General features: G+C 66.6%; 25 protein-coding genes. 13 read left to right on the top strand and 12 right to left on the bottom strand.

The window, feature by feature from the left end; all coding sequences use genetic code 11:
- Positions 1–216: 216 nt before the first annotated feature.
- Complete coding sequence (locus JEY66_RS37085; RefSeq protein ID WP_016844946.1) at positions 217–993, bottom strand: protein phosphatase CheZ; 777 nt, start codon at positions 991–993, stop codon at positions 217–219.
- Positions 994–1,302: 309 nt separating this feature from the next.
- On the opposite strand from JEY66_RS37085, the gene JEY66_RS37080 reads away from it, so the two are divergent.
- On the top strand, positions 1,303–2,109 hold the full coding sequence (locus tag JEY66_RS37080) for a L,D-transpeptidase (RefSeq protein ID WP_026192249.1): 807 nt from the start codon (positions 1,303–1,305) through the stop codon (positions 2,107–2,109).
- A 213-nt stretch (positions 2,110–2,322) separates the two neighbouring features.
- Here JEY66_RS37080 and JEY66_RS37075 read toward each other — a convergent pair whose 3' ends face one another.
- The 6 genes from JEY66_RS37075 to JEY66_RS37050 form a co-directional block, all read right to left on the bottom strand.
- A complete protein-coding gene (locus JEY66_RS37075) occupies positions 2,323–3,171 on the bottom strand; it encodes a DUF2076 domain-containing protein (protein WP_026192250.1) in 849 nt (282 codons plus the stop codon).
- 187 nt (positions 3,172–3,358) lie between these two features.
- Positions 3,359–4,201, bottom strand: a complete 843-nt coding sequence (locus tag JEY66_RS37070; RefSeq protein ID WP_018269782.1) for a ChbG/HpnK family deacetylase — start codon at positions 4,199–4,201, stop codon at positions 3,359–3,361.
- Positions 4,198–5,244, bottom strand: a complete 1,047-nt coding sequence (locus JEY66_RS37065; RefSeq protein ID WP_018269783.1) for a glycosyltransferase family 2 protein — start codon at positions 5,242–5,244, stop codon at positions 4,198–4,200. Before JEY66_RS37065 ends, JEY66_RS37070 begins: the two co-directional genes overlap by 4 nt.
- A 141-nt stretch (positions 5,245–5,385) precedes the next feature.
- Positions 5,386–6,363, bottom strand: a complete 978-nt coding sequence (hisG, locus tag JEY66_RS37060) for an ATP phosphoribosyltransferase (protein WP_016848035.1) — start codon at positions 6,361–6,363, stop codon at positions 5,386–5,388.
- Positions 6,360–7,529, bottom strand: a complete 1,170-nt coding sequence (locus tag JEY66_RS37055; RefSeq protein WP_026192251.1) for an ATP phosphoribosyltransferase regulatory subunit — start codon at positions 7,527–7,529, stop codon at positions 6,360–6,362. Before JEY66_RS37055 ends, hisG begins: the two co-directional genes overlap by 4 nt.
- Before the next feature lie 365 nt (positions 7,530–7,894).
- Positions 7,895–8,692 carry a 16S rRNA (uracil(1498)-N(3))-methyltransferase gene (locus JEY66_RS37050; RefSeq protein WP_018269784.1) on the bottom strand — a complete coding sequence of 266 codons (798 nt, stop codon included), beginning with the start codon at positions 8,690–8,692 and terminating at the stop codon, positions 7,895–7,897.
- A 455-nt stretch (positions 8,693–9,147) separates the two neighbouring features.
- Between JEY66_RS37050 and JEY66_RS37045 the strand changes: the two genes are divergently transcribed.
- Together JEY66_RS37045 and ubiA are read left to right on the top strand one after the other, a co-directional pair.
- Positions 9,148–9,879 (top strand): hypothetical protein, encoded by a 732-nt coding sequence (locus tag JEY66_RS37045; RefSeq protein WP_016848031.1) that lies wholly within the window; start codon positions 9,148–9,150, stop codon positions 9,877–9,879.
- 10 nt (positions 9,880–9,889) lie between these two features.
- Complete coding sequence (ubiA, locus tag JEY66_RS37040) at positions 9,890–10,822, top strand: 4-hydroxybenzoate octaprenyltransferase (RefSeq protein WP_018269785.1); 933 nt, start codon at positions 9,890–9,892, stop codon at positions 10,820–10,822.
- Positions 10,823–11,060: 238 nt separating this feature from the next.
- On the opposite strand, the gene JEY66_RS37035 is transcribed toward ubiA, so the two are convergent.
- Positions 11,061–11,585, bottom strand: coding sequence for a DUF6101 family protein (locus JEY66_RS37035; RefSeq protein ID WP_026192252.1), 525 nt, complete (start codon positions 11,583–11,585; stop codon positions 11,061–11,063).
- A 275-nt stretch (positions 11,586–11,860) separates the two neighbouring features.
- On the opposite strand from JEY66_RS37035, the gene JEY66_RS37030 reads away from it, so the two are divergent.
- The 6 genes from JEY66_RS37030 to lpxK all read left to right on the top strand — a co-directional run bounded on the left by JEY66_RS37030 (position 11,861) and on the right by lpxK (position 17,446).
- On the top strand, positions 11,861–13,249 hold the full coding sequence (locus tag JEY66_RS37030; RefSeq protein ID WP_018269786.1) for a TldD/PmbA family protein: 1,389 nt from the start codon (positions 11,861–11,863) through the stop codon (positions 13,247–13,249).
- Positions 13,236–14,045: a 3'(2'),5'-bisphosphate nucleotidase CysQ gene (locus JEY66_RS37025; RefSeq protein ID WP_016848024.1), complete on the top strand. Its 810-nt coding sequence runs from the start codon at positions 13,236–13,238 to the stop codon at positions 14,043–14,045. Before JEY66_RS37030 ends, JEY66_RS37025 begins: the two co-directional genes overlap by 14 nt.
- 130 nt (positions 14,046–14,175) lie before the next feature.
- Positions 14,176–14,424, top strand: coding sequence for a DUF4170 domain-containing protein (locus JEY66_RS37020; protein WP_016848023.1), 249 nt, complete (start codon positions 14,176–14,178; stop codon positions 14,422–14,424).
- Positions 14,421–15,134: a lysophospholipid acyltransferase family protein gene (locus JEY66_RS37015; RefSeq protein WP_016848022.1), complete on the top strand. Its 714-nt coding sequence runs from the start codon at positions 14,421–14,423 to the stop codon at positions 15,132–15,134. The genes JEY66_RS37020 and JEY66_RS37015 overlap by 4 nt, the downstream gene beginning before the upstream one ends.
- Positions 15,097–16,431 (top strand): 3-deoxy-D-manno-octulosonic acid transferase, encoded by a 1,335-nt coding sequence (locus JEY66_RS37010; protein WP_041482614.1) that lies wholly within the window; start codon positions 15,097–15,099, stop codon positions 16,429–16,431. The genes JEY66_RS37015 and JEY66_RS37010 overlap by 38 nt, the downstream gene beginning before the upstream one ends.
- Positions 16,424–17,446 (top strand): tetraacyldisaccharide 4'-kinase, encoded by a 1,023-nt coding sequence (gene lpxK / locus JEY66_RS37005; protein WP_018269788.1) that lies wholly within the window; start codon positions 16,424–16,426, stop codon positions 17,444–17,446. Before JEY66_RS37010 ends, lpxK begins: the two co-directional genes overlap by 8 nt.
- Positions 17,447–17,460: 14 nt before the next feature.
- Here lpxK and JEY66_RS37000 read toward each other — a convergent pair whose 3' ends face one another.
- Positions 17,461–17,688 carry a DUF2093 domain-containing protein gene (locus tag JEY66_RS37000; RefSeq protein ID WP_016848019.1) on the bottom strand — a complete coding sequence of 76 codons (228 nt, stop codon included), beginning with the start codon at positions 17,686–17,688 and terminating at the stop codon, positions 17,461–17,463.
- A gap of 186 nt (positions 17,689–17,874) precedes the next feature.
- Here JEY66_RS37000 and JEY66_RS36995 point away from each other — a divergent pair, with 186 nt between their 5' ends.
- Positions 17,875–18,705 carry a dienelactone hydrolase family protein gene (locus JEY66_RS36995; RefSeq protein ID WP_018269789.1) on the top strand — a complete coding sequence of 277 codons (831 nt, stop codon included), beginning with the start codon at positions 17,875–17,877 and terminating at the stop codon, positions 18,703–18,705.
- 57 nt (positions 18,706–18,762) lie between these two features.
- On the opposite strand, the gene xseA is transcribed toward JEY66_RS36995, so the two are convergent.
- Positions 18,763–20,385: an exodeoxyribonuclease VII large subunit gene (gene xseA, locus JEY66_RS36990; RefSeq protein WP_018269790.1), complete on the bottom strand. Its 1,623-nt coding sequence runs from the start codon at positions 20,383–20,385 to the stop codon at positions 18,763–18,765.
- Between the two features lie 165 nt (positions 20,386–20,550).
- Between xseA and purD the strand changes: the two genes are divergently transcribed.
- Together purD and JEY66_RS36980 are read left to right on the top strand one after the other, a co-directional pair.
- A complete protein-coding gene (purD, locus tag JEY66_RS36985; RefSeq protein WP_016848017.1) occupies positions 20,551–21,828 on the top strand; it encodes a phosphoribosylamine--glycine ligase in 1,278 nt (425 codons plus the stop codon).
- A gap of 46 nt (positions 21,829–21,874) precedes the next feature.
- On the top strand, positions 21,875–23,200 hold the full coding sequence (locus JEY66_RS36980; protein WP_016848016.1) for an adenylate/guanylate cyclase domain-containing protein: 1,326 nt from the start codon (positions 21,875–21,877) through the stop codon (positions 23,198–23,200).
- A 138-nt stretch (positions 23,201–23,338) separates the two neighbouring features.
- On the opposite strand, the gene JEY66_RS36975 is transcribed toward JEY66_RS36980, so the two are convergent.
- A complete protein-coding gene (locus JEY66_RS36975; protein WP_016848015.1) occupies positions 23,339–24,571 on the bottom strand; it encodes an acyl-CoA dehydrogenase family protein in 1,233 nt (410 codons plus the stop codon).
- Positions 24,572–24,693: 122 nt separating this feature from the next.
- Between JEY66_RS36975 and JEY66_RS36970 the strand changes: the two genes are divergently transcribed.
- Positions 24,694–25,599: an alpha/beta fold hydrolase gene (locus JEY66_RS36970; protein WP_016848014.1), complete on the top strand. Its 906-nt coding sequence runs from the start codon at positions 24,694–24,696 to the stop codon at positions 25,597–25,599.
- A 229-nt stretch (positions 25,600–25,828) separates the two neighbouring features.
- Here the strand turns inward: JEY66_RS36970 and JEY66_RS36965 are convergent, their stop codons facing one another.
- On the bottom strand, positions 25,829–26,287 hold the full coding sequence (locus tag JEY66_RS36965; RefSeq protein WP_038376809.1) for a nucleoside deaminase: 459 nt from the start codon (positions 26,285–26,287) through the stop codon (positions 25,829–25,831).
- Positions 26,288–26,405: the final 118 nt, after the last annotated feature.

Below are 26,405 nucleotides of genomic sequence, written 5' to 3'. Positions count from 1 at the left end.
GTGCGCCGCTTCGGGCGCGGCCCAAGGTATGAGCGGCAAGGCATGGATCGGATTGACGTAGATCAACGCCCGCGCGCGGCCGTACGTCTGTGAGTGAGGTCGGCGCAACGACAGCACGAGCATGGCGCTGTGTCTGGTGACCTCTACTGGGTGGGCTCGCTCAAACAAGAACGCCGGCCCGAAGGCCGGCGTTCTTTCGTCTCAATTCCAAAAACCTCAGTTGAACATCGCGTCGATGTCGTCCTGCGAGGCGTGGCCGGCGTCGCCGTCGAGCTTCGGGCCGTTGAGCAGGCGGGCATCGCCCTCGCGGGTGTCGACGATCGCCGGGACGTGCGACTTGATCGCGTCCACGCCGCCCCAGATGTTCATCATCTCGTTGATGTGCTGTTCGATGAACTTCATGGTCTGCATCACCTTGCTGATGCGCTGGCCGGTGAGGTCCTGGAAGTTGCAGGCCTCGAAGATCGAGACCACGCGCTCCTGAATATCTTCGCTGAGCCGCTTCTGCTGGTCGGGCGTGACGTTGTTCGCAAGCGCGGTCGCAGCCTGGTCGATCGCCTCCACCGCCTCGAGGATCTGCTGCGTGGCCTGTTCGGTGCCGCCGACCACGGCGCCGAGCTCGCCATTGACCTTGGCCATCTCCTCGCCGTTGAAGCTCTTGCCGTGCAGCACGGCGATCTCGCGCTTGGTGCGGCTGATCGCGTCGTGGATCAGGTCGAGCTCGACCTTGAGCTTCTCGCACTGTTCGACCTGCGCGCGGTAGGTCTCGAGCAGCGCGTGGGTCTCGGCGACTTCGCGGGCGACCGCGGCATCGACGCTGTCGCCGCTGCGCTGTGCCGGTGCCGCGGCCATCTGCGCGCGGATCGAGCGAAGCTCGGCCATGATCTCGCGATGCATCGGATTGAGATCGGCGCCGCCGGAAACCTCCGGCTCCGGCATCACAACCTCGCCCATCGCCTGCTCGACACGAAAACGCTTGCGCTTCACTGACATGATTTCATTCCCGCCCCTTCACTGAAGTCCGTTCTAGACAGAGCGGATTTAACGTCAGGTTCACGCCGGAACCGTTTGCGCGGATAGCGCGCAAGCGCGGCGATACCGGCGATTAACCATGTCGCCGCGCCGTTCACGCAAAATAAACGCTGTCAGGGAAAACCGCCCTGCATTGCCGACGTGGTGAATCGAAACGGCCGCTCCGTTTACCAAACCGATGCGGTTTTCATTGCTTATTGACCACGTGCAATGGCGCAAATTCGGCGCCTCGCGCATCACGTCACGACGAAACCAGTACAGAGTACGTCGATGTTCAGGAAAACCACGCTTGCGCTGCTCGCCGGCGCGTCTTCTCTTATTGCCGTTCCCCATCACGCCATGGCGATCGACGCGGCAGCGCCCGCCGGGCCCGCCGTCATCTATGCCAATCAGGGCGCTCCACAGCCGCCGATGCGCACCGCCTATGCGCAGCCGCAGCGCTCCAACATGGGCGGCGGCTTCATCGAATTCCTGTTCGGCGATGCGCCGTCGTCGCAGGGTTATTCGCCGCAGCCGATGTATCAGCAGCAGCCCGGCTATTACGGCAACCGTCAGCTGCCGCCGATGGATCCGCAGCAGCAGATGCTCCGGCAGCAGGAAGAGGCCGCGGGCGACCCGGCGCAGCGTCCGTTCGATCCGAGATACGAAAAGCAGCTGGTCGACTATTCCGGGAAGGAAGGCGCCGGCACCATCGTCGTCGATACGCCGAACAAGTTTCTCTATCTGGTGCAGGGCGACGGCCGTGCGCTGCGCTACGGAATCGGCGTCGGCCGGCCCGGCTTCACCTGGGCCGGCGTGAAGACGATCTCCGCCAAGAAGGAGTGGCCGGCCTGGACGCCGCCGCCGGAAATGCTGGCGCGCCGTCCCGACCTGCCGCGGCACATGGAAGGCGGCCCGGAAAATCCGCTCGGCGCCCGCGCGATGTATCTCGGCTCCTCGCTCTACCGCATCCACGGCTCCAACGAGCCCTGGACGATCGGCACCAACGTCTCGTCCGGCTGTATCCGGATGCGCAACGAGGACGTCATCGACCTCTACGGCCGCGTCAATGTCGGGGCCAGGGTCGTCGTGATGTGAGGTTGGTTTTGAAGCAGCTGCCCCAAAGATGGTGTCGTCCCGGCGAAAGCCGGGATCCATAACCACAGGCGGTTGTTACTGAGAGAAGCTGTAGCCCCAGCCGTGTCAAATCTTGCACGGTTGTGGTGATGGGTCCCGGCTTTCGCCGGGACGACAGAATCAAAACGGCCGCTCGATGGAGCGGCCGTTCGTGTTCAGGCGAAACGCATACGTTTACGCGTAGTTGCTGTCGTCGCCGTCGCCACCGCCATCGAAGCCGTCGTCGTCATTGTCGAAGTCGTCGGCGTCTTGATCATCGTCACTGTCCCGGTCGGCCTGCGCCTGGTCGAACGCGCCGGCGCGCGAGCCGCTGTCGCGGTTGGAGCCGACATCGTTGATCCCGGCGTCACGCGCCAAGTCGCTCGACGACTGGTCGCCGCCCCAAGGACGCGAATCGGAGCGCGACCCGCCGCCGAGGCTGCCGGAATCGGCCAGCGACTGGTGGCTGCCGCCACCCATCATGCCGCGGATGCTGGAGAGCAACAGTCCGCCGCCGACCACGCCGGCCGCCGCCGCAGCAGCAGTCCCGAGGAACGAGCCGCCACCGCCACCCGGCGCGCCGCCGAACGCCGGCGGTTGCGGGCCGCCATAGCCCTGGCCATAGGGTTGCGCCGGCTGGCCATAGCCGCCCGCCTGCTGCATCGCCTGGCCCGAGTTCCAGACCGGGCGGCCGCCCGGATCGCGGCCGCCCATGTCGGGCGCCCGCACCGGCGGCACCGAGCCATGCTGCTGGCCCTGTCCGCCGAAGATCGCGTCGCGCATCGAATCGAGGAAACCGCCGCCCTGCTGCTGGGCTCCCGGCTGCTGGCCGACCGCGGCCTCGAGTTCCTGGATCCGGTCATGGGCGCGCTTCAGCGCCTCGTCCTGAACCAGCGCGGTCTGCACCAGTGCGTAGACCGCATTCGGCGCGCTGCGCAGGCCCTGCATGATCGCGGACATGGCCTCGCCGTCGCGCGGGGCATTCTCCAGCTTGGCGAGCCGGTCGAAGAGATCGTCGATCAGTTGGCGTTCTTGCGGTGTCATGGCGTTCTCCATCGCGCCGATCGAATCGGCGCGTCCGGGATGTAGGACTGGGTTTGTGGCGCAAGGAGTGGGGGCCAGAATTAAATTTATGTATGCGACAATACGACCGGCGGTTTTTCGTGAACCTTAAAGCGTTTTCGAGCGAAGCCTGCCCCGCACTTGATGCGGGGGCGGGGTGGGGACCGGTTCAGGCCAGTGTAACTTTATTCAGGGCCAGCAGCGCGGGGAAATCGTCGCCTGCCAGATAGGCATGCTCGGTCTCGCGCTGCGTCGTCAGCGGATCGAGGCTCTTCAGCGTTTCGTCGACGAAACCGGGATGGCACATCACGAGCCCGTCCTCCGGCAGGCCGTCGAGGAAGCCCTGCATCAGCGCCGCGAAATCATTGCCGCGTGTAAAATCATAGGCGCCGGCGAAGGCCGGATTGAACCGCAGGCCCGCTCGCTGTGCCTTGATCCGGAATTGCGTGCTGAGCACGTTCAGCACCAGCGCCTTCGGCGCCGCCAGCTGGCGCGCCAGCGGGCCTTCGCGTCCGCACTGCCGCACCCAGGCATCGGGCGCGCGCTCCTTCACGGCGCGCAGGAAGCCGTCGCGCACCTGCGGGAACAGCTGCGCGTGCTGATGACCGTCGACGAAGTCGGGTGCGCGGCCGAACAGATCATGGAAGGCGTCGAGCTGCGCCAGCACCTCGGCATGGACCAGTTCGGCATCGAGCCGGTGCATCAGCCCGGCGCGCAGCAGCCGCGGGAAGGGCAGGAACATGTCGCCGTCGAGCGGGCGGAAATGCATCGTCAGCGGCCGGAACGGCGCGGTCAGCGTCACATGCAATCCGATCGCGCAGCGCGGGCTGTTCGCCACCGACGCCGTGAGCGCGGCAGCTGCATCGCGGCCGATCGCCGGCGTCACCGTCATCACCGACGTCGCATTGAGGCGGCCGCGCTCGATCAGATCGCGGATCGCGCGGTTGACGCCGTCGCTCAAGCCATAGTCGTCAGCACACAGCCAGATCCGGCGCGGCGTATCGGTGTTCATTCCGCGGCGGTCCGCTCGGAGGCATTTTGCGCCGCGCCGCCGTCGGCGTGCTTCTCGGTGTGCTCGGCGACGAAGTAGATCGGCCGCGCCTTCAGCTCGGAGAGGATCTTGCCGATATATTCGCCGACGATGCCGATCATGATCAGCTGCACGCCGCCGATCGTCATCATGCCGATCATCAGCGACGGATAGCCGGGAACCTGCTTGCCGGTCGTCAGCACTTCCCAGAGAATCGAGAGGCCGAACAGGAACGCCGCGCCGGCGAGCAGCGCGCCGAGCAGGCTGGCAAAGCGCAGCGGCGCCACCGAGAACGAGGTCAGGCCCTCGATCGACAGGCCGATCAGCCGGCCGGCATTGAAGGTGGTGACGCCGTGCGCGCGCGGCGCCGGCTCGTAGTCGACGCGGATCTGCCGGAAGCCGATCCAGCTGGCTAGGCCCTTGAAGAAGCGGTTGCGCTCCGGCAATTGCCGCAGGGCCGCGGCCGCGCGCGGCGACAGCAGGCGGAAGTCGCCGGCATCCTCCGGGATCTGCTGCCGGGCGCCCCAGTTGATCAGCGCGTAGAAGCCGCGCACGGCCAGCCGCCGCGCGGCCGATTCATTGTCGCGATGCGCCTTCGCCGTGTAGACCACGTCGTAGCCGTCATCGATCCAGTGTGCGACCAATTGCTCCACGAGCGTCGGCGGATGCTGGCCGTCGCCGTCCATGAACAGCACCGCGCCGCGGCGGGCGTGGTCGAGGCCGGCCATCAGCGCCGCCTCCTTGCCGAAATTGCGCGACAGCGACACCACCTGCAGGTCGAGCCCGTCGGCGGGCAGGCCGCGCGCGATCATCAACGTGTTGTCGGCGCTGCCGTCATCGACATAGATCACCTCGCAGGCGAGGCCATAGCGGGCGCGCAGCGTCCTGGCGAGGTTGATCAGCCGCTCATGCAACGCCGCAAGCCCGGCCGCCTCGTTATAGACGGGCACGACGATCGACAGACCCTGCCCGGCGGCGGTCTTGGCGGTCGTGGTCAGGCTGGAAACGTCAGAGCCCAGCATCATCGGTCAGGTTCCAGAACTAGAGCGTTTTCGAGCGAAATGGCCTTCCGCCTCGCACGAAGACACCGCGTCAAAACGAGAGATCCCTCGAACACAATATGGTACCGCAGGGTAGCTGTCGCCAACATGAACGGCGTGGCCGCCTCATTGTCGCAGGAACGCCTCGAGCCTGGCGAACAGCGGGTTCTCGCGGTCGAACACATAGTCCAGCGACACCACCGACACGGTTTCGGCGCCGTGCTCGCGCAGGAAGCTGCCGAGCGCGTAAAGCTTGCCCGGTGGGCAGTGCAGCGTAAGCATGCCCGACGATGTCGGGCCGCCGAACGGGGCGACCACGCCGAAACGGTTATGCGCCTCGGACAGCAGCGCATCGTTGCAGCCGGCGAAGCGGGTGCGGACCTCGCGATACTTGCTGGCGCGGGCGCGCGCCGCGATGTGGTCGAGGATGACGCGCGCGGTCTCGCGGGCTCCGGTCGACCAGTCGGCATCCCGCGACGCAACGAGGTTGGCCTGGCTGCGCAGCATCACGCCGTCGTCGAGCACCTTGAGCCCGTTGGCGGTGAGCGTCGCCCCTGTCGTCGTGATGTCGACGATCAGCTCGGCGGTGCCGGCGGCGGGCGCGCCCTCGGTGGCGCCGGCGCTTTCGACGATGCGGTAGTCGCCGACGCCGTGCCTGGCAAAGAAGCCGCGCGTCAGATTGATGTATTTGGTCGCCACCCGCATGCGGTGATTGTGCTGCTCGCGGAAGCCGCTTGCGACGTCGTCGAGATCGGCCATCGTGCGGACGTCGATCCAGGCCTGCGGCACCGCGACCACGACATTGGCATAGCCGAAGCCGAGGCCTTCGATCATCAGCACGCGCTTGTCGGCATCGGGAATGCTCTCGCGCACCAGGTCCTCGCCGGTGACGCCGAGATGCACCGAGCCGCGCGCCAGATTGGCCGCGATCTCGCTCGCCGAGAGATAGGCGATCTCGACATTGTCGACGCCGGCGATGGTGCCGCGATAGTCGCGGGCGCCGCCGGCCTTCGACAAGGTCAGCCCGGCGCGGGCGAAGAAGCTTTCGGCGTTTTCCTGCAGCCGCCCCTTGGAGGGCACGGCGACGACGAAGGGCGTGCTCATTGGGCGGCTCCGAAGGAGGAGGTGGCCTGGCCATGCCGGGTCATCGCCTCGATCCAGACCGAGAAGCCGACCGCGGGGATCGGGCTCGCCGAGCCGAGCTGCGTCATCAGTCCGTCATAGCGCCCGCCGGCGACCAGCGGCTCGGCGCCGTTGCCCTTGGCGTGCAGCTCGAATTCGAAGCCGGTGTAGTAGTCGAGGCCGCGGCCGAACGCAGTGGAGAACCGGGTCTTTCGGATGTCGATGCCGCGCGCGGCCATGAAGCCGATCCGGCTCTCGAGCTGGTCGATCGCGGCGGCAAGGTTGAGCTTGGCGTCGGAGGCCAGCGCGCGCAATTGCGCGACCGCGTCGTCGGGATCGCCTGCGATCGCCAGGAAGCGCTTGATGGTCGCGACCGCGTCACGCGGCAGCGCGCCGCCCTTCAGCGTCGATTGCTCGAGGAAACGGTCGGCGATCTCCGCCACCGTGCGGCCGCCGACATTGGTGGTGCCGGCGATCGACATCAGATCGGTGACCAGCGCCAGCGCCGCCTTGCGGTCGGAGCCGGCCAGCGCAGCGAGCACGCCCTCATATTCGTTGCGGCCCGGCGCGGTCTTGAGCGTCAGCTGCTCGATGTCGTCGGTCAGCGAGACCTTGCGGTTGAAGTCCTTGATCAGCCGGCGCCGCCACACCGGATAGAGGTCGAGCGCATCGATCAGCGCGTTGAACAGCGCGACGTCGCCGGTGCGGATCTCGACGTCCTTCAAGCCGAACGCGGTGGTCGCCTCCAGCGCCAGCGCCAGCATCTCGGCATCGGCCGCGGCGCGGTCCTGCCGCCCGAACGATTCGATGCCGGCCTGCAGGAACTGGCTCGGCGCACCGCCGCGATAGCGGAACACCGGACCGAGATAGCTGAAGCCGGCGGGCTGGCCCGCGCGCGGCGAGGCGAGGTAATCGCGCGCCACCGGGATCGTGAGGTCCGGGCGCAGGCAGAGCTCCTCGCCGCTCGGGTCCGTCGTCAGGTACAGGCTCTTGCGGATGTCCTCGCCGGAGAGGTCGAGGAACGGCTCGGCCGGCTGCAGGATCGCGGGCTCGGACCTCTGATAGCCGGCCTGCGCGAACGAGGCCAGCAGCGCATCCGCCCAGACGGCGGATCCGGCGGCGGATCGTGGTGCGGCAGCTTCGGTCATCTCGACGTCCAATTCGCTCCGAAATCGCGTTCCAGAGCGGGTTCCATGGGTGGTGTTTGTGGAGCCCTTAGCACGGTCGGCCCATGCTTTCGACAGGGATCGGCCAAGTGGCTTAATGATTGGGTTCGTTAACGATTTTGCGACGCCTTGGCTAGGGGCAGGGTACGCCGAAATCGCGCGTGATGCGAGCACGCCTCTCAGGCTCCCTCCCCCCTTGCGGGGGAGGGTTGGGGAGAGGGGTAAGCCCCGGGCTCCAGCGGTCGAGAGATCTACAGCTCCACGCAATCCAGCTCTTGTCACGCGAGCGTCGCAAGTGTGAATCGGTGCGAACCCGTCATGCGGCGGAGCAAGCGGCACCCCTCTCCCTAACCCTCCCCCGCAAGGGGGGAGGGAACCCTTCCGCCGGTGCGTCCATCACTATCTCCCCAATCCCCCAGTGCGGCCTGCACCAGCGCCAGCGCCGCGACGGCGGCGGTGTCGGCGCGCAGGATGCGCGGGCCGAGCGCGAGGCGGAGGATGGCGGGCTGGCGCAGCAGCAGCGTCCGCTCCTCCTCGGCGAAGCCGCCTTCCGGGCCGATCAGGACATCGATCCCGGCGTTCGCAGCCTGTGCGGTTTGCAGCGCCTGGATCGGATTGGCGACCTCGGCGGCCTCGTCGCAGAACACCAGCAGCCGCGCCGGATCGCGCCCCGCCAGGAAATTTTCGAGGGGGAGGGGATCGGCGACCTCGGCGAGCGAGATGATGCCGCATTGCTCGGCGGCCTCGACCACATTGGCGCGCATCCGCTCGCTATTGACCCGCGACACCTGGGTGAAGCGTGTCAGCACCGGCACGAGCCGCGCGGCGCCCATCTCGACGGCTTTCTGCACCATGTAATCGAGCCGCGCATGCTTCAGCGGCGCGAACACGCAAGCGACATCGGGCAAGCGGTCCTGCGCGCGGGTCTGCGCTGATACCGTCAGCATGTCGGCCCGCTTGCGGCCGGAAATCTCGGCGCGCCATTCGCCGTCGCGGCCGTTGAACACCAGCACGCTGTCGCCGGCGTTAAGCCGCAGCACGTTGCCGAGATAGTTGCTCTGGTCGCGTTCGAGCGGAACGGTTGCGCCGGCATCAAGCGGAGCATCGACAAACAGGCGGGGGCTGCGGAAATCGTGTTCAGGCATATCCGAGGCGGCTTCATTGCGGTGTGGCAGGTTTACCAAACTATGCGACACCGTAGTCCCGCGGGCTCGTCAGGAACTCGCCGGCCGGGTAGTAAGGAAGCGTCGATATATTGCTTCTGTCACCAAGTCATTTCTTCAGTCCAAGGGGCCGCTTGCACGCAGCCCCTTTTGCTTTTCGGTCGCCCGTGCGCGGCATCCGGCCGCTAATCCAAACCGAGGCCTTGCCGAAAATCGCGTTCAGGCAAATTTGATGGTCCGGTTTTACCGCCGTTCGTAGCCTAAAGGCTTAGAATCGGGGAACAATTTAATGTGGCCGGTGTGGCCCTACGCCGCGCTGTCGCCCAAATCGACGGGTTGTTAAGGCCTCGCAGGAATCGTAAAACGCCCCCAAAATTCGTTGCTTCGTTTTTGTTGCGCTGGGGTTGCCTGGACCTTTTGCCGGAGAAACACCCTCGATGATCCGCCGACTGATCGTGCTGACCGTTGCCGCGACCGCCCTGTCCATGGGGCAAGCCGCCGCGCAGAGCGCCTTTCCGGCCCCGTTGCCCAATCAGGCCGGTAAGGCCGGCACCGCGTCCGACCCCGCGTTTCCGCCGGTCAATGGTATGCGTCCAAGCCAGGCCGGAACCGCCTCGGATTCCGCATTCCCGCCGGTCAACGGCGCGCCGGCGGCCAGGGTCGGTGCCACGCCGTCGGCATTTCCGAGCAGTGGCGCGGCCCCCATCGCCGGTGGCGGGCTGTCGTCGCCGCCCCCGCCGGGTGCGGGTGGTGGTGCCGCCGACGCCTGCATGAAGAATTTCACTCCGCTGCGTGAGGATGCGGAGAAGCGCGGCAAGGCGATCAAGGCGGCGAGCGATCGCCACGCCAGCCCCCAGGAGGCCTGCAAGCTGATCGGCAATTACAGCCAGGCCGAGATCAAGATGATCAAATATGTCGACACCAACGCGCAGAAGTGCGGAATTCCGCCGCAGATCGCCGACCAGCTCAAGGCCGGACACAAGAATACCGAAGCGCTGCTGAAGAAGGTCTGCAATGTCGCGGAGCAGGCGGCGGCGCAGCCGCGTGGGCCTGCGGGGCCGACGTTGAGCGACGTGCTCGGCTCGTCCGCCTCGCTGCCGGAAGCGACGCCGACCAAGAAGGGCGGCAGCACCTTCGATACGCTGAACGGCAACGTCCTCACCCGTTGATGGATCACCCATGAGCGATGTCTCCACCCGCGTTGCCGACTCCACAGGCAACTGGGTGGATACCCATGCGCCGGTCTGGTCGCGGCCCTATCTGCGGCTTGCGCGCTACGACCGGCCGATCGGCTCCTGGCTGCTGTTGATGCCGTGCTGGTGGTCGGCGGCGCTTGCTGCCGGCGTCGCGCATGATGTGCGCTCGCTGCCGCTCGTGGTCCTGCTGTTCTTCATCGGCGCCTTCGTGATGCGCGGCGCCGGCTGCACCTGGAACGACATCACCGATCGCGATCTCGACGCCAAGGTCGAACGCACGCGGTCGCGGCCGATCCCCGCCGGGCAGGTCACGGTGACGCAGGCGGCGGTCTTCATGGTCCTGCAGGCGCTGATCGGCTTGCTCGTGCTGCTGCAGTTCAACCGCTTCGCTGTCATGACCGGCATCGCCTCGCTTCTGATCGTCGCGATCTACCCGTTCATGAAGCGGATCACCTGGTGGCCGCAGGTCGTGCTCGGCCTCGCCTTCTCCTACGGCGCGCTGATGGGATTTGCGGTGACGCTCGCGCGCATCGATCTGACCGCGATTGCGCTCTACGCCGGATCGATCGCCTGGGTGATCGCCTACGACACCATCTACGCCCATCAGGACGCCGAGGATGATGCGCTGATCGGCGTCAAATCCACCGCGCGCCTGTTCGGTGCCCGCACCCATCGTGCGCTCGTGATCTTCTATGGTCTCGCCGTGCTCCTGATCGGCGTGGCGTTCGCGCTCGCGGGCGCGCGCTGGCCGGCCTGGATCGGGCTAGCGGCGTTCGCGCTGCATCTCGCCTGGCAGGTCCGGCGGCTCGACATCAGCGATGGCGCGCTCTGCCTGCGCATCTTCAAGTCCAACCGCGACGCCGGCTTCATCCTGTTCGCGAGCCTGGTCGTCGACGCGGTGCTGCGCGCGGCGTGATTTCCACTCCTCGCGTAGTGACAGCGCGTGATGTGAATCGTGCCCGATCCTCACCGTCGTCCCGGCGCAGGCCGGGACCCATCACCACAAATGTCGATTGTTGTGCAACGCTGGAACGACGAGTCCCGCCAGCTACAGCTGCTGCGGCGTATGGGTCCCGGCCTGCGCCGGGACGACGATGGGGCGAGAGCCGTGCGCGAAGCTCCGTAGCTGCCGCGCCGAAGCGTGATTGGCAAGCTCAATCCCGCGCGATGATCTCGCGTTCGCCGCGATGCACGCTGGTGCCGTGCAGCCGGAAGCCGGCGCGGCGGCGGACCAGGAATTTCGGTCGCCGCGCGCGGATCGCGTTGCGGCGACGGCGGCGCGGGGAGGGCGTCCGCGGTGCCGGCTCGGTCAGTTGCGGGAGACGGAAGATGTCGCTCCACATCTGCCAGGCGGAGCTGATCTCCTCGGCATCCGAGCTGGAGCCGAGCGGAATGCTGAGCGCGGGATCGCGGTGAACCAGCACCAGCATCTGCGCGTCGTCGATCCCGCGCACCGCGACGCCGAGAAAGTCGCTGACGCGAACATTGACCGCCATCCGCATGCCGAGAACGGCACGGCGCAGCACGACGTGTTCGCGATGAAGCTCGACCTGCCGCATGCCGCCATCCGCGCGCGCATCCTGCGCGTGGAAGCTGAGCGGAAGGGAAAGAGGGTCGAGCCGCAATGCGCGGCTCGACCCGGCGGAATTGATTCCGCTTGTTGGTGTTTGACGCCTCAAAGCCTTGTCTCCCCGCCGGGATTATGTTCCCGGTCGATGGGTGAGAGCCTAGCCGAGCGATGTCCGTTCCCCCTTAAAAAGCCTGGTTAACCCCTCCTCACCTCGCGCCATGATTGACAAGAGGTTGGCCCGCATGATTGACGAAGCCTTGCCCCGATCACTCAAATCTTTGTTGCCTGCCGGCGCAAAGTGCTTGAAATCCCTGTGAAACCGGCACATCTGGTGGATCTGTCGACCTCGTTCCGGGCCCCCCCTCAATCCGCAGGAATTCGTTCGTGAACTCTTCACCATCTGCATCGCGACACGGCGATAGCTCCGATCTGTTCGACCAATCGGGCCTGAGCGACCTCGCGCAGCGCCTGGTCGATGCCGCAAAGCGCGCGGGCGCCGATGCGGCCGATGCCATTGCGGTGCGCGGCGTCTCGCAGGGCGTCGAGGTGCGCGACGGCCGCGTCGAGGAAACCGAACGCTCCGAAGGCGATGACGTCGGCCTGCGGGTGTTCGTCGGCCAGCGCCAGGCGGTGGTGTCGACCAATGACGTCAGCGGCGACGGGGTCGCCAAGCTTGCCGAGCGCGCGGTCGCGATGGCGCGCGTGGCGCCGGACGACAAATATGTCGGTCTGGCCGATCCGGCGCTCCACGCACACGATTTCCCCGATCTCGATCTGCTCGATCGCAAGGTTCCGAGCACGGCCGAACTGGAGCAGCGCGCGATCGAAGCGGAGGCTGCGGCGCTCGCGGTCAAGGGTGTCACCAAGTCCGGCGGCGCGTCGGCCTCGACCGGGATCGGCGGCATGGTGCTGGTGACGTCGACCGGCTTCCACGGTTCTTATCTGCGCTCCAGCCACGGCATCTCGACGACGGCGATTTCCGGTGAGGGCACCGGCATGGAGCGCGACTACGATTTCACCAGCGCGCCGCATGCCTCCGATCTCGATTCACCTGCTGCCGTTGGTCGCAAGGCCGGAGAGCGCGCGGTGGCGCGGGCCAATCCGCGCAAGGTCGAGACCTGCAAGGTGCCGGTGGTGTTCGATCCCAGGGTGGCCGGCTCGATCGTCGGCCATCTGGTCGGCGCCATCAACGGCGCCTCGATCGCGCGCAAGACCAGCTTCCTGAAGGACAAGCTCGGCGAGCAGCTGTTCTCCAAAGACATCCGCATCATCGACGATCCGTTGCGCGTGCGTGGGCTGCGCTCGCAGACCTTCGATGCCGAGGGCGTCAGGGTGAAGAAGACGGCGCTGATCGATGCGGGCGTGCTCACCACCTGGGTGCTGGATTCGGCGACCGCGCGCGAGCTCGGCCTCGTGACGACCGGGCATGCGCATCGCGGCGTATCGTCCTCGCCCTCGCCCGGAACGTATAATCTGCATCTCGAGCCGGGTGCGGTGACGCCGAGGGAGCTGATCTCCGACATCAAGCAGGGCTTCTATGTCACCGACCTGATCGGTTCCGGCGTCAACGGCGTGACCGGCGATTACAGCCGCGGCGCGTCCGGCTTCTGGATCGAGAACGGCGAGATCACCTATCCGGTCAGCGAAGTGACCATCGCCGGCCATCTGCTGCCGATGTTCAAGTCGCTGGTCGCCGCCGACGACCTGGAATTCCGCTACGGCGTCAACTCGCCGACGCTGCGCATCGAGGGCCTGACGCTTGGCGGACGCTGATACGGACGACTGGACCAAGGCGCGCGATGCCGCCTTGCTGACCAGATCGGTGCAGGAAGCGGGCCGGCTCGCATCGTCGCTGTTCCGCACCGAATTGAAGAACTGGATCAAGGGCGCCTCCTCGCCGGTCTCCGAGGCCGACATCGCGGTCAACGACCTGCTGGAGCAGCAGCTGCGTTCGGCAACGCCCGGCTACGGCTGGCTGTCGGAAGAGAGCGCCGACAACGACTCCCGGCTCGGCAAGCGCTTCACCTGGATCGTCGATCCGATCGACGGCACCCGCGCCTATCTCGCCGGCCGCGAGGACTGGTGCGTCAGTGTGGCGCTGGTTGAAAATGCATCTCCGGTGCTCGCGGCGGTGTATGCGCCGGTCAGCGAGGAATTCTTCTTCGCCGCCCGCGGACAGGGCGCCACCCTGAACGACGGCGCGGTGCATGCAACCGCAGGCACCGATTTCAATTTTCCGCGGATGGCGGGACCGAAGCCGCTGGTGCAGCGGCTCAGCCCGACGCCGGACGAGATCACGCTCTATCCGCGGATCGGATCGCTGGCGCTGCGCCTGTGCCGTGTAGCACAAGGTCGACTTGACGCGGCCTTTGCCGGCGGGCAAAGCCGCGACTGGGATCTTGCCGCCGCGAATTTGATCGTGCAGGAAGCGGGTGGTAAGATGACTGCGCTCTCGGGGGACGCGATTGAGTACAATCGCCGGGAGGTGACGCATGGGGTGCTGGTGGCAGCAGGACGCGAACGTCATGTACGCATTGTCGAGCATTTCCGCAGCCGTCCTTTGCCGTGAGGCCCCGCCGATCCGCGCCGCGTTTCCGATTGTGACGACCAGAGCTGCTGCGACAGCCTTGTGACGACCAGACTTGTGACGACCACGACTTCATTTGTTTGCCGGGCATCTCGTTAGGAAAACCACCATCATGTCAGACAATGCCCAGCCCCAGCTGCTTCACCTCGTGATCGGCGGCGAGTTGACCGATCTCGAGCACAACACCTTCAAGAACCTGGACGAAGTCGAGATCGTCGGCGTCTACCCGAACTATGCGACCGCCTATGCGGCCTGGAAGGCGAAGGCGCAGCAGACCGTGGACAACGCCCAGATGCGCTATTTCGTCGTTCATCTCCACCGGTTGCTCGATCCTGAGCAGGACACAAAGCACTCCCATTGAAACGACTTTTTCGCGATCTGCTGCGCAGCGGCTTCGTGCAGCGCGCGCTGGGTGTGCTTGCGGCCGAGTATCTGCGGCTGGTGTGGTACACCAACCGCTTCAGCTACCAGCCGCATGACGTGTACGGGATCGTCGAGCCCCTGATGCCGGCGATCTTCGTGTTCTGGCACGGCCAGCACTTCATGACGCCGTTCATCAAGACCAAGGAGAGCTACCGCGCCAAGGTGCTGATCTCCCGCCACCGCGATGGTGAATTCAACGCCCTCGCGGTGGAGCGGCTCGGCATCGGCACCATCAGAGGTTCCGGCGATCATTCCGGCGCGTTCCATCGCAAGGGCGGCGTCGGCGCCTTCCTGGAGATGGTTCGGGCGCTGGAAGACGGCTGCAACATGGCGACCACCGCCGACGTGCCGAAGCGGGCGCGGGTGGCGGGCCTCGGGGCCATCATGCTGGCGCGGGAGACCGGCCGGCCGATCGTCCCCTTTGCGATGGTCACCAGCCGATTCATCCGGTTGAAAAACTGGGATTCGACCACCATCAATTTGCCATTCGGGCGCGGCGCAGTGGTAGGTATTGAGCCGGTCTATGTGCCGCCCGACGCCGACGCCGCGACGATGGAAAAGCTTCGGCAGCACGTGGAGGAACTTCTCAACGAAGCGACCCGACGTGCCTATGCAGCAGTCGGGCGGCCGGAGGCAGCGCTTGGCTAGCTCGCTACCGATGACGTTGCGTGTGTACCGCAAGCTGTCGTCCGCGATGGTGCCGCTCGCGCCTGCCCTGATCAAGCGGCGGCTCAAGCTCGGCAAGGAAGATCCCGAACGCGTCGGCGAGCGGCGCGGCGTGAGCGCCGATACCAGGCCGCAGGGCCCGCTGGTGTGGATTCACGGCGCCAGCGTCGGCGAGGTGCTGGCGGCGGCCGGGCTGATCGAGCGGCTACGCGCGCTCAATCTGCGCATCCTGCTCACCTCGGGCACGGTGACCTCGGCCGCGATCGTCGCCAAGCGCTTTCCGCCCGACGTGATCCATCAATACGTGCCGTATGACTCGCCGCGTTATGTGACGCGTTTCCTTGATCACTGGCATCCGTCGCTGGCGCTGTTCATCGAATCCGATTTGTGGCCGAACCTGATCCTGTCGAGCGCCGCGCGGCGGCTTCCGATGGTGCTGATCAACGGGCGGATGTCGCAGCGCTCGTTCCCGCGCTGGCGCCGGGTCTCCAACACCATCGGCGCGCTGCTCGGCCGGTTCGACATCTGCCTCGCGCAGTCGAACACCGACGCCGAACGCTTTGCCGCGCTCGGCAGCCACAACGTCGTCGTCACCGGCAACCTCAAGCTCGACGTCGCGGCGCCGCCGGCCGATCCGGCCAAGCTGGAGCGGCTGATGTCGGTGACGCGCGGCCGCGCCATCGTGGTCGCCGCCTCGACCCATCCCGGCGAGGAAGAGATCCTGATCGAGGCGCACAAGTCGCTCGCCGGATTCTTCCCCGGCCTGCTCACAGTGATCGTGCCGCGGCACGCCGCGCGCGGCGAGGCGGTGGCGCGGCTGGTGACGGAGGCCGGCCTGCGCCCCGGCCTGCGCTCGCATGAGGACCTTCCGGTCGCGACGACGGATATCTATGTCGCCGACACGATGGGCGAACTCGGCCTGTTCTATCGCCTCGCGCCGATCGTGTTCATGGGCGGCTCGCTGGTCGCGCATGGTGGCCAGAATCCGATCGAGGCGATCAAGCTTGGCGCGGCGATCGTGCACGGCCCGCACGTGTTCAACTTCACCGATGTCTATGAGGCGCTCGATCGCGCCGGCGGCGCGCGCCGCGCCGATGATCGGGAAGCGCTGGTCAAGCAGCTCGGCCAGTTCCTTGCCGATTCCGCGGCCCGCGACACGTCGCTGGCGGCCTCCGAGCGCGTCGTCGAACAGCTCGGTGGCGCGCTGGAGCGCACGGTGACCGCTCTCGAGCCCTATCTGTTGCAGTTGCGGCTCGAGATGGGAGCCGCCAATGCGTGAGCCGGCCTTCTGGCACCGGCCGTCGTCTTGGACATCGCAACTGCTCCAACCGCTCGCCGCGCTTTACGGCGCGGTCGCCGCACGGCGGATGCGGCAATCCGGCGTCGATGCCGGCATTCCCGTGATCTGCGTCGGCAATTACCATGTCGGCGGCGCCGGCAAGACGCCGACGGTGCTGGCGCTGGCAAAATTGCTGCGCGAAATCGACGAGCGGCCGGTGGTGCTGAGCCGCGGCTATGGCGGCAGGCTCGGCGGCCCGGTCAAGGTCGATCGGGGCAGCCACACGGCGGCCGATGTCGGCGACGAGCCGCTGATGATGGCGGCGAGCTTGCCAGTCGTGGTGTCGCGCGACCGCGCCGCAGGCCTGGCGCTGGCGCGCGCGCAGGACGCCAGCGTGATCCTGATGGATGACGGCTTCCAGAATCCCTCGGTGGCGAAGGATGTCTGCCTGATCGTGATCGACGGCACGCGCGGCATTGGCAATGGCCGCGTGATTCCGGCCGGACCGTTGCGCGCGCCGCTGGTGCCGCAGCTGGAACGGACCGACGCGCTGATCGTGGTCGGCGAGGGGAGCGCGGCGCAAAGCATCGCGGCCGATCTGGCGTCCCGCGGCAAGCCGGTGCTGTCGGCGCATCTGAAGCCGGACCAGGCTTCGCTGGCGGCGCTGAGCGGAACGCGTGCGCTCGCCTTTGCCGGCATCGGCGATCCCGCGCGCTTCTTCAACACGTTGCGCGCAAGCGGCGTCGACGTCGTGCGCAGCAAGGCTTTCGCCGATCATCATGCCTTCACGAAGGAGGAGATCGAAGCGCTCGTTGCCGACGCGCGTGGCGACGCCCTGACGCCGGTGACGACGGAAAAGGATCTCGCGCGGTTGCGTGGTCCGGACGGGATGCCGGCCTGGGCACAGGCGATCGTGCCGTTCGCGGTGACGCTGCAATTCGATGATGGCGACGCGCTGCGGCGCCTGGTGGCCGATCAGCTGTTCAGGGCGCGGGACAGGAGGCTCTCCAAATGAACCCGGCCTTGAGCCTAGGCCTGCGGCTTGAGGACGCCGGGATGGTGGCGCTGCAGCACGGCGGTCGGGGTGGCGTAGGCTTCCTGCAGATCGACGCTCCAATACTTCAGCTCGTCGAGCGGAATCCGGACGTCGGTGATGGCACAGCGCACAAAGGTGCCGGGCGAGATCACGCGGAAATCGCCGTCGAGATATTGCACCTGCGCTTCGCCATGGCCCGAGGGACCGAACTTGTTCAGCACGATTGAACTCTCCGCCTTGCCTCCAACGAGGCCATCTGGATGTCGATGAAACCGTCTATCACAGATAGGGTGTCATGTCCGCCCGTTAAACCACCGACTTGTGATGATTTGGCGGCGGAGGCGCATGGTAGCCTTGCGGCCGTGGTCCGCTGTGTTTGCGACGCCATAACGAGCCGGCCGGATCGGATGCGCCTCAAGCCAGTTTTCATGCTCCTCGCCATGCTTGCCGCACCGGCCGCGGCCGCGGCGCCACTCCCGGCCCCGCATCAGGTCGAGATCCCCGAAGGCAACGTCACGCTGCACGCGCAGCTCTACCGGCCCGATGGCGACGGCCCGTTCCCGACCGTGATCGCGCTGCATGGCTGCGGCGGTCTCGCCGGCCGGTCCGAGCCGGTCCTGCCGCGCTATCGCGACTGGGCCGAGCAATTGCTGACGAGCGGCCATGCGGTGCTGCTGCCGGACAGCTACGGCTCGCGCGAGCTCGGTCCGCAGTGCCGCATCAGGGAGCATCAGGTCCAGACCCGCCGCGCGCGGGTCGCTGACATCAACGCGGCGCGGCAGTGGCTGGTGCAGCAGAAATGGGTGGCGAAGCGCCGCATCAGCCTGATCGGCTGGGGCAACGGCGCCGCCGCCCTGCTGTGGGCGGTGCGGCCGCAGTTGTGGTCGCGCAGCGTCGAGCCGGATTTTCGCTCGGCGGTCGCGTTCTATCCGGATTGCCGCGCCTCGTTCGGCCTCGGCTGGAGCGCGCGGGTGCCGACGCTGGTCCTGATCGGCGCGCGCGACGACGTGACATCGTCATCGGCCTGCCACCAGATGGTCGACGGCGCCCGCGGCCGCAGCGCGCTGGCGCGGATCGTGGTGTATCCCGAGGCCTACCACGACTTCGACCGACCCAACCTGCCGCTGCACGCGGTCGCGACCTCCGATGCCGAGATCGCCGAGCGCGGTCACATCGGCACCGATACCGGCGCGCGCAAGGACGCGCAGAAGCAAGTCGCGGAGTGGCTGTCGCGCTAAAGCATGATCCGGAAAAGTGCGCAGCGGTTTTCCGGAGAGATCATGCTCCAGAGAAAATCAGAACAAGCTGCCCTGATCGACCGGCTTGGTGACGCGCTTCGGCGCCGCGGGTTTCGCCTCACGGGGCTGAGGCTTCGGCTGGCTGTCGGGCGCTACCGTTGCCGGGGGCTGATCGGCATTCGCGGTGGCGGCGACGCGGCCATCGGCGAACTCGATCGACAGGCCGGCGTTCGGGCCGACCGCTGCCGCGGAATGCAGGGCGTGGCCGTGCGCATCGCGCACCAGCGCAAAGCCGCGCGCCAGCACGCCGCGATAGGACAGCGCCGACAGCAGTTGTCCGCTATGGGCGACACGTGCCTCGAGCCGTTGCATCGTCGTCACCAGCGCGCGCCGGGCGCGCTCGGCGAGGCGGTGGGTGCGCTCGAGATCGCGGGCGATGGCGTTGCGCTGGGCCTTGGCATTGGCAAGCTTCGAGGCCTTGAGCCGGATCTCGAGCCCGCTGAAGCGCTCGCGGCGGCGATGCAGCAGCGCGCGCGCCGACAGCGTGATGCGCTCGCCGGATGCGGTGAGCCGCTGCCGCGCATGCGCGACCTGGCCGCGCAGCACGCCGATGGTGAGGCGCGAACTGCTGGCGGCAAAGCGGCGGAAATGCGCGTGCGTATTGGCCTTCAGCCCGCGCGGCAAGCCTGCTGCGAGATGATCGAGCCGCTGCCGCGGGATCGCCAGCAGTTCATGCGCCGCGGGCAGCGCCCGCGCCGCGGCGCGCAGCTCGGTGCGGCGGGCCTCCTGGGCGCGCTGCCAGCACACCATGGTGCGGCGGGCGAGCGCCTGGACCTCGACGAACAGCTCGCTGCGCACCGGCACCGCCATTTCGGCGGCGGCGGTCGGCGTCGGCACGCGCTTGTCGGCGACGAAGTCGATCAGCGTGATGTCGGTCTCGTGGCCGACCGCCGAGATCAGCGGGATATGGCTCTCGGCCGCGGCGCGGACCACGATCTCCTCGTTGAACGACCAGAGGTCCTCCAGCGAGCCGCCGCCGCGCGCGACGATGAGCAGATCAGGCCGTGGAATCCGGCCGCCCTCCGGCAGCGCGTTGAAGCCGCGGATCGCGGCCGCGACCTGTTCGGCCGAGCCGTCGCCCTGCACCTTGACCGGCCAGACCAGGACGCGGCGGGGGAAGCGGTCCTCCAGCCGGTGCAGGATGTCGCGGATCACGGCGCCGGTGGGCGAGGTGACGACGCCGATCACCTCGGGCAGCCAGGGCAAAAGCTGCTTGCGGGCCTCGTCGAACAGGCCTTCGGCGGCGAGCTTCTTCTTGCGCTCCTCCATCAGCGCCATCAGCGCGCCGACGCCGGCCGGCTCCAGCGAATCGATGACGATCTGGTACTTCGAGGAGTTCGGGTAGGTGGTCAGCTTGCCGGTGGCGATGACCTCGAGCCCTTCCTGCGGCTTGAAGCGCATCCGGGCATGGGCGAACTTCCAGATCACGGCCTCGATCTTGGCGCTCTCGTCCTTCAGCGCGAAATAGCAGTGGCCGGAGGAATGCGGGCCGCGAAAGCCGGAAATCTCGCCGCGGACACGGACATGGCCGAAGCGGTCCTCCACCGTCCGCTTCAGGGCGGAGGAGAGTTCCGAGACGGTGAATTCAGGCGCGTTGACGAGATTCGGAGCAGCGGTCATCTGATCTATAGAATCGGGGTTTTCGACCCCGTGTGCAAGGTCCGGGCGCCGCGTTTCAGGCGTCGAATCACATATCCACATCTGATCGAACCGCGTGTTGCTGCGGTTCGGGAGCGTGCTAAACCGGACGAAATGGCGTTACAACCCCTCTGATCGGCGACACAGATGAACATCCTCCTGCTCGGTTCCGGTGGCCGCGAACATGCGCTGGCGTGGAAGATCGCCGCATCCCCGCTGGTGGCGAAACTCTGGTGCGCGCCGGGCAATGCCGGGATCGCGCGCGAGGCCGAATGCGTCGCGCTCGACGTCGCCGACCATGCTGCGGTGATCGAATTCTGCCGGGGCCATGCGGTCGATCTGGTGGTGGTCGGACCGGAGACGCCGCTCGCCGCCGGGATCGTCGACGACCTCGCCGCTGAAGGCATCAAGGCGTTCGGGCCGAGCCGGCAGGCCGCCCAGCTCGAGGGCTCGAAGGGTTTCACCAAGGACCTCTGCAGCGAGTTCGACATTCCGACCGGCGCCTATCGCCGCTTCGACAACGCGAAGGACGCGGTGGCCTATGTCCGCGCCCAGGGCGCGCCGATCGTGGTCAAGGCCGACGGGCTTGCCGCCGGCAAGGGCGTCGTGGTGGCACAGACGCTGCCCGAGGCCGAGGCCGCGATCGCGATGATGTTCGAGGGCGCGTTCGGCTCGGCCGGCGCCGAGGTCGTGATCGAGGAATTCCTCTCGGGCCGCGAGATCAGCTTCTTCGCGCTGTGCGACGGCGAGACCGCAATCCCGCTGGCCTCGGCGCAGGACCACAAGCGGGTGTTCGATCACGACAAGGGGCCGAACACCGGCGGCATGGGCGCCTATTCGCCGACGCCGTTCGTGACGGGCGAGGTGCACGACCAGATCATGGCGCGGATCATCCTGCCGACGGTTGCCGGGATGAAGAGCCGCGGCACGCCGTTCAAGGGCGTGCTCTATGCCGGCGTGATGCTGACCGCGCAGGGCCCAAAACTGTTCGAATACAATGTCCGCTTCGGCGATCCCGAGTGCCAGGTGCTGATGCTGCGGATGATGTCGGACATCGTGCCGGCGCTGCTCGCTTCCATCGACGGGCAACTGAAGAACTTCGATCTGCGCTGGTATCCGGACCCGGCGCTGACGGTGGTGATGGCGGCGAAGGGCTATCCCGGCGACTACATCAAGGGCGCGCGGATCGATGGCCTCGATGACGCCGCCAAGGTCGAGGGCGTCGAGATCTTCCACGCCGGCACGGTGGCCAAGGATGGCGCAATCATCGCCAATGGCGGGCGGGTGCTGAACGTCTGCGCGATGGGCAAGACGGTCACCGAGGCGCGCGACCGCGCCTATCAGGCTGTCGATCGGATCAAATGGCCGGACGGATTCTGCCGCCGCGACATCGCCTGGCAGGCGGTGGAGGCGGAGAAGGGTTGATCGATCCGGCCGCAGCGGCGACAATGGCGCGCCCGGGGGCCTTCGAATGACCGATTTCAGACTGCCCGAGACGCACTACGCGCAAAGCGCCGACGCGAGCATCGCCTATCAGGTGATGGGCGACGGTCCTGTCGACATCATCCTTGTCCCCGGCTTGTTCACGCATATCGAGTTCATGCACGAGATGCCCGGCTACACCGCCGTGCTGCGCCGCCTGTCGCGCTTCGCCCGGGTCGTGACCTTCGACAAACGCGGACAGGGATTGTCGGATCGGATGACCGGCGCGCCCTCGCTCGAGCAGCGCATGGACGACGTCCGGGCCATCATGGACGCCATCGGCTCCACGAAGGCAGTGTTGTTCGGCTTCTCCGAGGGCTGTCCGATGAGTGTGCTGTTTGCAGCGACCTACCCGGACCGCGTTTCGCATCTCGTTCTGCTTGGCAGTTTTGCCCGCTCGAAGGATCGCCTGCCGGACGATTTGTGGCAGCTGCGCTGCGACGAGATCGTGCAGAACTGGGGTTCTGGCGACACGGTCAAGACTGTCGCGCCGAGCCAGGCAGCGAATGCAGAAGTGATCGCGCAGATCGCGAAATTCGAGCGGCTGTCGAGCAGTCCGGGAGCGTTGCGGACGCTGCTGGTTCTCAATCGCGCGATCGACGTCACGACGATCCTGCCGATGCTCCAGACTCCGACGCTGGTCCTGCATCGGACCGGCGATGCCCGCGTTCCCGTGGCGCTCGGCCGTGCCGTCGCGGGCTCGATCCCCGGCGCGAAATACGTGGAATATCCGGGCTGCGATCACTACTATTGGGTCGGCGAGACCGAGGCGATGCTCGGCGATGTCGAGGAATTCGTCACCGGCCATCGCGATGGTGGTGATGCCGAGCTCGACCGTGTGCTTGCGACCGTGCTGTTCACTGACATCGTGGATTCCACTCGCAGTGCCGCGGCGATGGGTGACCATCGTTGGCGACGTCTGCTCGACGATCACGATCAACTCGCGCAGCAGATGGTCGGCCGCCATCGCGGCCATCTGGTGAAGAGCACTGGCGACGGCATTCTGGCGACCTTCGACGGTCCCGGCCGCGCCGTGCGCTGTGCGCTGGCGTTCGGCTCGGCCGCGCGGCAGATCGGCCTGCCGGTGCGAGCAGGCCTGCACACCGGCGAGATCGAGGTGAGGGGGGCGGATATCGGCGGCATAGCGGTACACGCCGCGGCGCGCGTGATGTCGCAATGCGGCTCGAACGAGGTGCTGGTGTCACGCGTGGTGACCGATCTGGTCGCGGGCGCCGGGTTGAAATTCGCCGAGCGCGGCGCGTTCGAGCTGAAGGGACTGCCCGGGACTTGGGAGCTGTTTGCGGCGAGCGGCTAGGTTCGGCCGCTGATCTCCGCTCGTCATGCGCGGGCTTGACCCGCGCATCCATCACCTTCGAGAGAATCTCTTTGCGCGATGGATTGCCGGGTCAAGCCCGGCAATGACCGAGTTGTGGGCGCTGCGCGCTGCCGCCGGTTACAGCAGATCCCCGCCCGCCGCTGACGCCGTGGTGCCGTGCTCGCGGAACGCCTTGATGACGTTCTTGCCGATCTTCCACTTGTGCACCTCGTCGGGGCCGTCGACCAGCCGCTGCGAGCGCACCTGGGTGTACCATTTCGCCAGCGGCGTATCCTGGCTGAAGCCGAGCGCGCCGTGGAGCTGGATCGCGGTGTCGATCACCTTGTGCACCATATGGGCGTGGAAGATCTTGGCGATCGAGTTCTCCTGGCGGATGTCGAGGCCCTTCTCGGCCTTGTAGGCGATGTGCAGCAGCATCAGCCGGCCGATATAGAGCTCGCTCGCGCAGTCGGCGAGCATGAACTGCACCGCCTGGCGGTCGGCCAGCAGCTGGCCGAAGGTCGAACGCTTGGTGACATGGGCTGCCGCCATGTCGAGCGCGCGCTGCGCCTTGGCAACGTTGTGCATGCCGTGGCGCAGCCGGCCATAGGCGAGGCGATGCTGCCCCATGTTGAAGCCGTTGCCTTCGCCGCCGAGCAGATTGTCGGCGGGCACCTTCAGATCCTTGATCTCGATCTCGGAGTGGCCGCCATGGATCACGTCGTCATGCGGTCCCTCGATCGCCATGTTGGCGACGTTGCGCTTGATGCGGTAGCCGGGGTTGGGCAGCTCGACGATGAAGGTCGAATACTGCTTGTGGCGCGGCGCGTTCGGATCGGTCTTCGCCATGACCAGCGCGAGATCGGCGACGCTCGCCGACGAGGAGAACCATTTCTCGCCGTTGAGGATGTAGTTCTCGTTGCCGTCCTTCACCGCCGTGGTCTGCATGCCGGTGGCGTCGGCGCCGGCGGCCTTTTCCGTCATCGAGAAGCAGATGCGTTTGTCGCCGTTCAGCAGGGGCTTGAGGAATTTTTCCTTCTGGTACTCGGTGCCGTGCGCCAGGATCGTCATCATCGAGGCGTCGTCCGGTCCCTGCGTGTTCATCGAGAGCGCGCCGAGCATGCTTTCGCCGAGCTCCATCTGCACCAGCGCGTTGGCGAGCGGGCCGAGCCCCATACCGCCATACTCCTTGGGCACGAACGGGCACCACAGACCCTGCGCGCGGGCCTTCTTCCGCAGCGGTCCCAGCACCTCGGCGAGCGGCTTGGTGTCGAGTTCCTTTTCCGCCGGAATGCACTCGTCGTGCACGAATTTGCGAACCTTCTCGCGGATCGCCTTGGCCTCGGCGGGGATTTCGAAGTCGATCGACATGGCACTTCCTCGTTTCATGTTGTTGTTGGCAGGACTTGAGGATGGCATAAACCTCGCCAAAGCCAGCGGCAACGCCGAACAAAGTTTGAAGCAGCGCGGCCGCGACAGGGAAGGAGCTACCGATGCCCGATCTCGCTGATCTTTTTCCCGGCTATGCGTCCAAATGGATCAACACCTCGCAGGGCCGCATCTTCGCCCGCGTCGGCGGCAAGGGCCCGCCCTTGCTGCTGCTGCACGGCTTCTCCTCGACGCACGTGATGTGGCACACGGTCGCGCCGAAGCTCGACGATGCATTCACGCTGATCATCGCCGACCTGCCGGGCTATGGCTGGTCCGATATGCCCGACAGCGACAAGGACCATACCCCCTACACCAAGCGGGCCTGGGCGAAGACCATGGTCGAGGTGATGGAGCAGCTTGGGCATGTGCATTTCGCGCTCGCCGGTCACGACCGCGGCGGCCGGGTGTCGTACCGCCTCGCGCTCGATCATCCCGGCCGGCTCTCGAAGCTTGCGGTGCTCGATATCGCGCCGACCTATGATTACTGGCAGAAGCTCAATCGCCTGTCGGCGCTGAAGATCTACCACTGGGCGTTCCTGGCGCAGCCCTATCCGCTGCCGGAGACGCTGATCTCCAACAATGGCGAATTCTTCCTCAAGGAGAAGATGGCGAGCCAGACCAGGAGCAAGACGCTGGAGGCGATCGATCCGCGCGCGCTCGCGCACTACCTTGCGCCATTCCGCGATCCCGCGCGCATCCATGCGATGTGCGAGGACTATCGCGCCGGCGCCTATGCCGACTACGAGATCGACAAGGCCGATGTTGACGCTGGCAGGAAGATCACGGTCCCGATGCTCGCATTGTGGGGCGATGCCGGCGTTGCCAGCGCGGCAACGACACCGCTCGACACCTGGAAGACCTGGGCCACCAATGTCAGCGGCGCGCCGGTGGCGTCGGGGCACTTCCTGCCCGAGGAAGCTCCGGACGCGACCGCGAAGCTGCTGCGGGAGTTTTTCCTGGCGGGGTGATGCGGCGCGCGCACCGTCATCCGAAGAGACCGTGAATGTATGACTCTCGATGACGCCATACACTCGATGTCGTCCCGGCGAACGCCGGGACCCAACCACCGAAGATCATTGTTGCACGACGCTGGGGCCGCAGCCTTCTGACAACTCAACCCTGTGGTTATGGGTCCCGGCTTTCGCCGGGACGACGAGGGGAGAGATTGCGCTTCGCTTCATCCGCGCTACTGATTCGTCACCGCCGCTCCCTGAAGAACTCGCGCAGCAGGCGCGCGGACTCGCTCTCGCCGACCGCGCCATAGACTTCCGGCACGTGGTGGCAGGTCGGCTGCGCGAAGAACCTCACGCCTGACTCGACCGCGCCGCCCTTGGGGTCGGCGGCGCCGTAATAGAGCCGGCGGACGCGGGCAAAGGAGATTGCGCCGGCGCACATGGTGCAGGGCTCCAGCGTCACGTAGAGGTCGCAATCGACCAGCCGCTCGGTGCCGATGGCCTCGGCGGCTTGCCGGATCGCGAGGATTTCCGCATGGGCCGTCGGATCGCGGTCGGTCAGGGTGCGGTTGCCGGCGGTGGCGATCACCTCGTAGCCCCGCACGATCACGCATCCGATCGGAACCTCGCCGGCTTTTCCGGCATTTTCCGCGGTTTTTAGCGCCAAATCCATGAAAGAAGGGGCAGACATGCCTCGTATCATCGGAAGAAACCTGCTAGTAGCGTCGCCTTCAGCAGAAGTGGATGCCGGTTTTGCGCCAGTCGCGCCCAGATGGCGCGCGTATCGCCGGTTGCCCTGCGCCCCAATTGAACCTCCAGGC

Source organism: Bradyrhizobium elkanii USDA 76, from assembly GCF_023278185.1.
Classification (GTDB): domain Bacteria; phylum Pseudomonadota; class Alphaproteobacteria; order Rhizobiales; family Xanthobacteraceae; genus Bradyrhizobium; species Bradyrhizobium elkanii.
The sequence above is the reverse complement of the archived record's forward strand: the minus strand, read 5'-3'. Positions and strand labels throughout refer to the sequence as shown.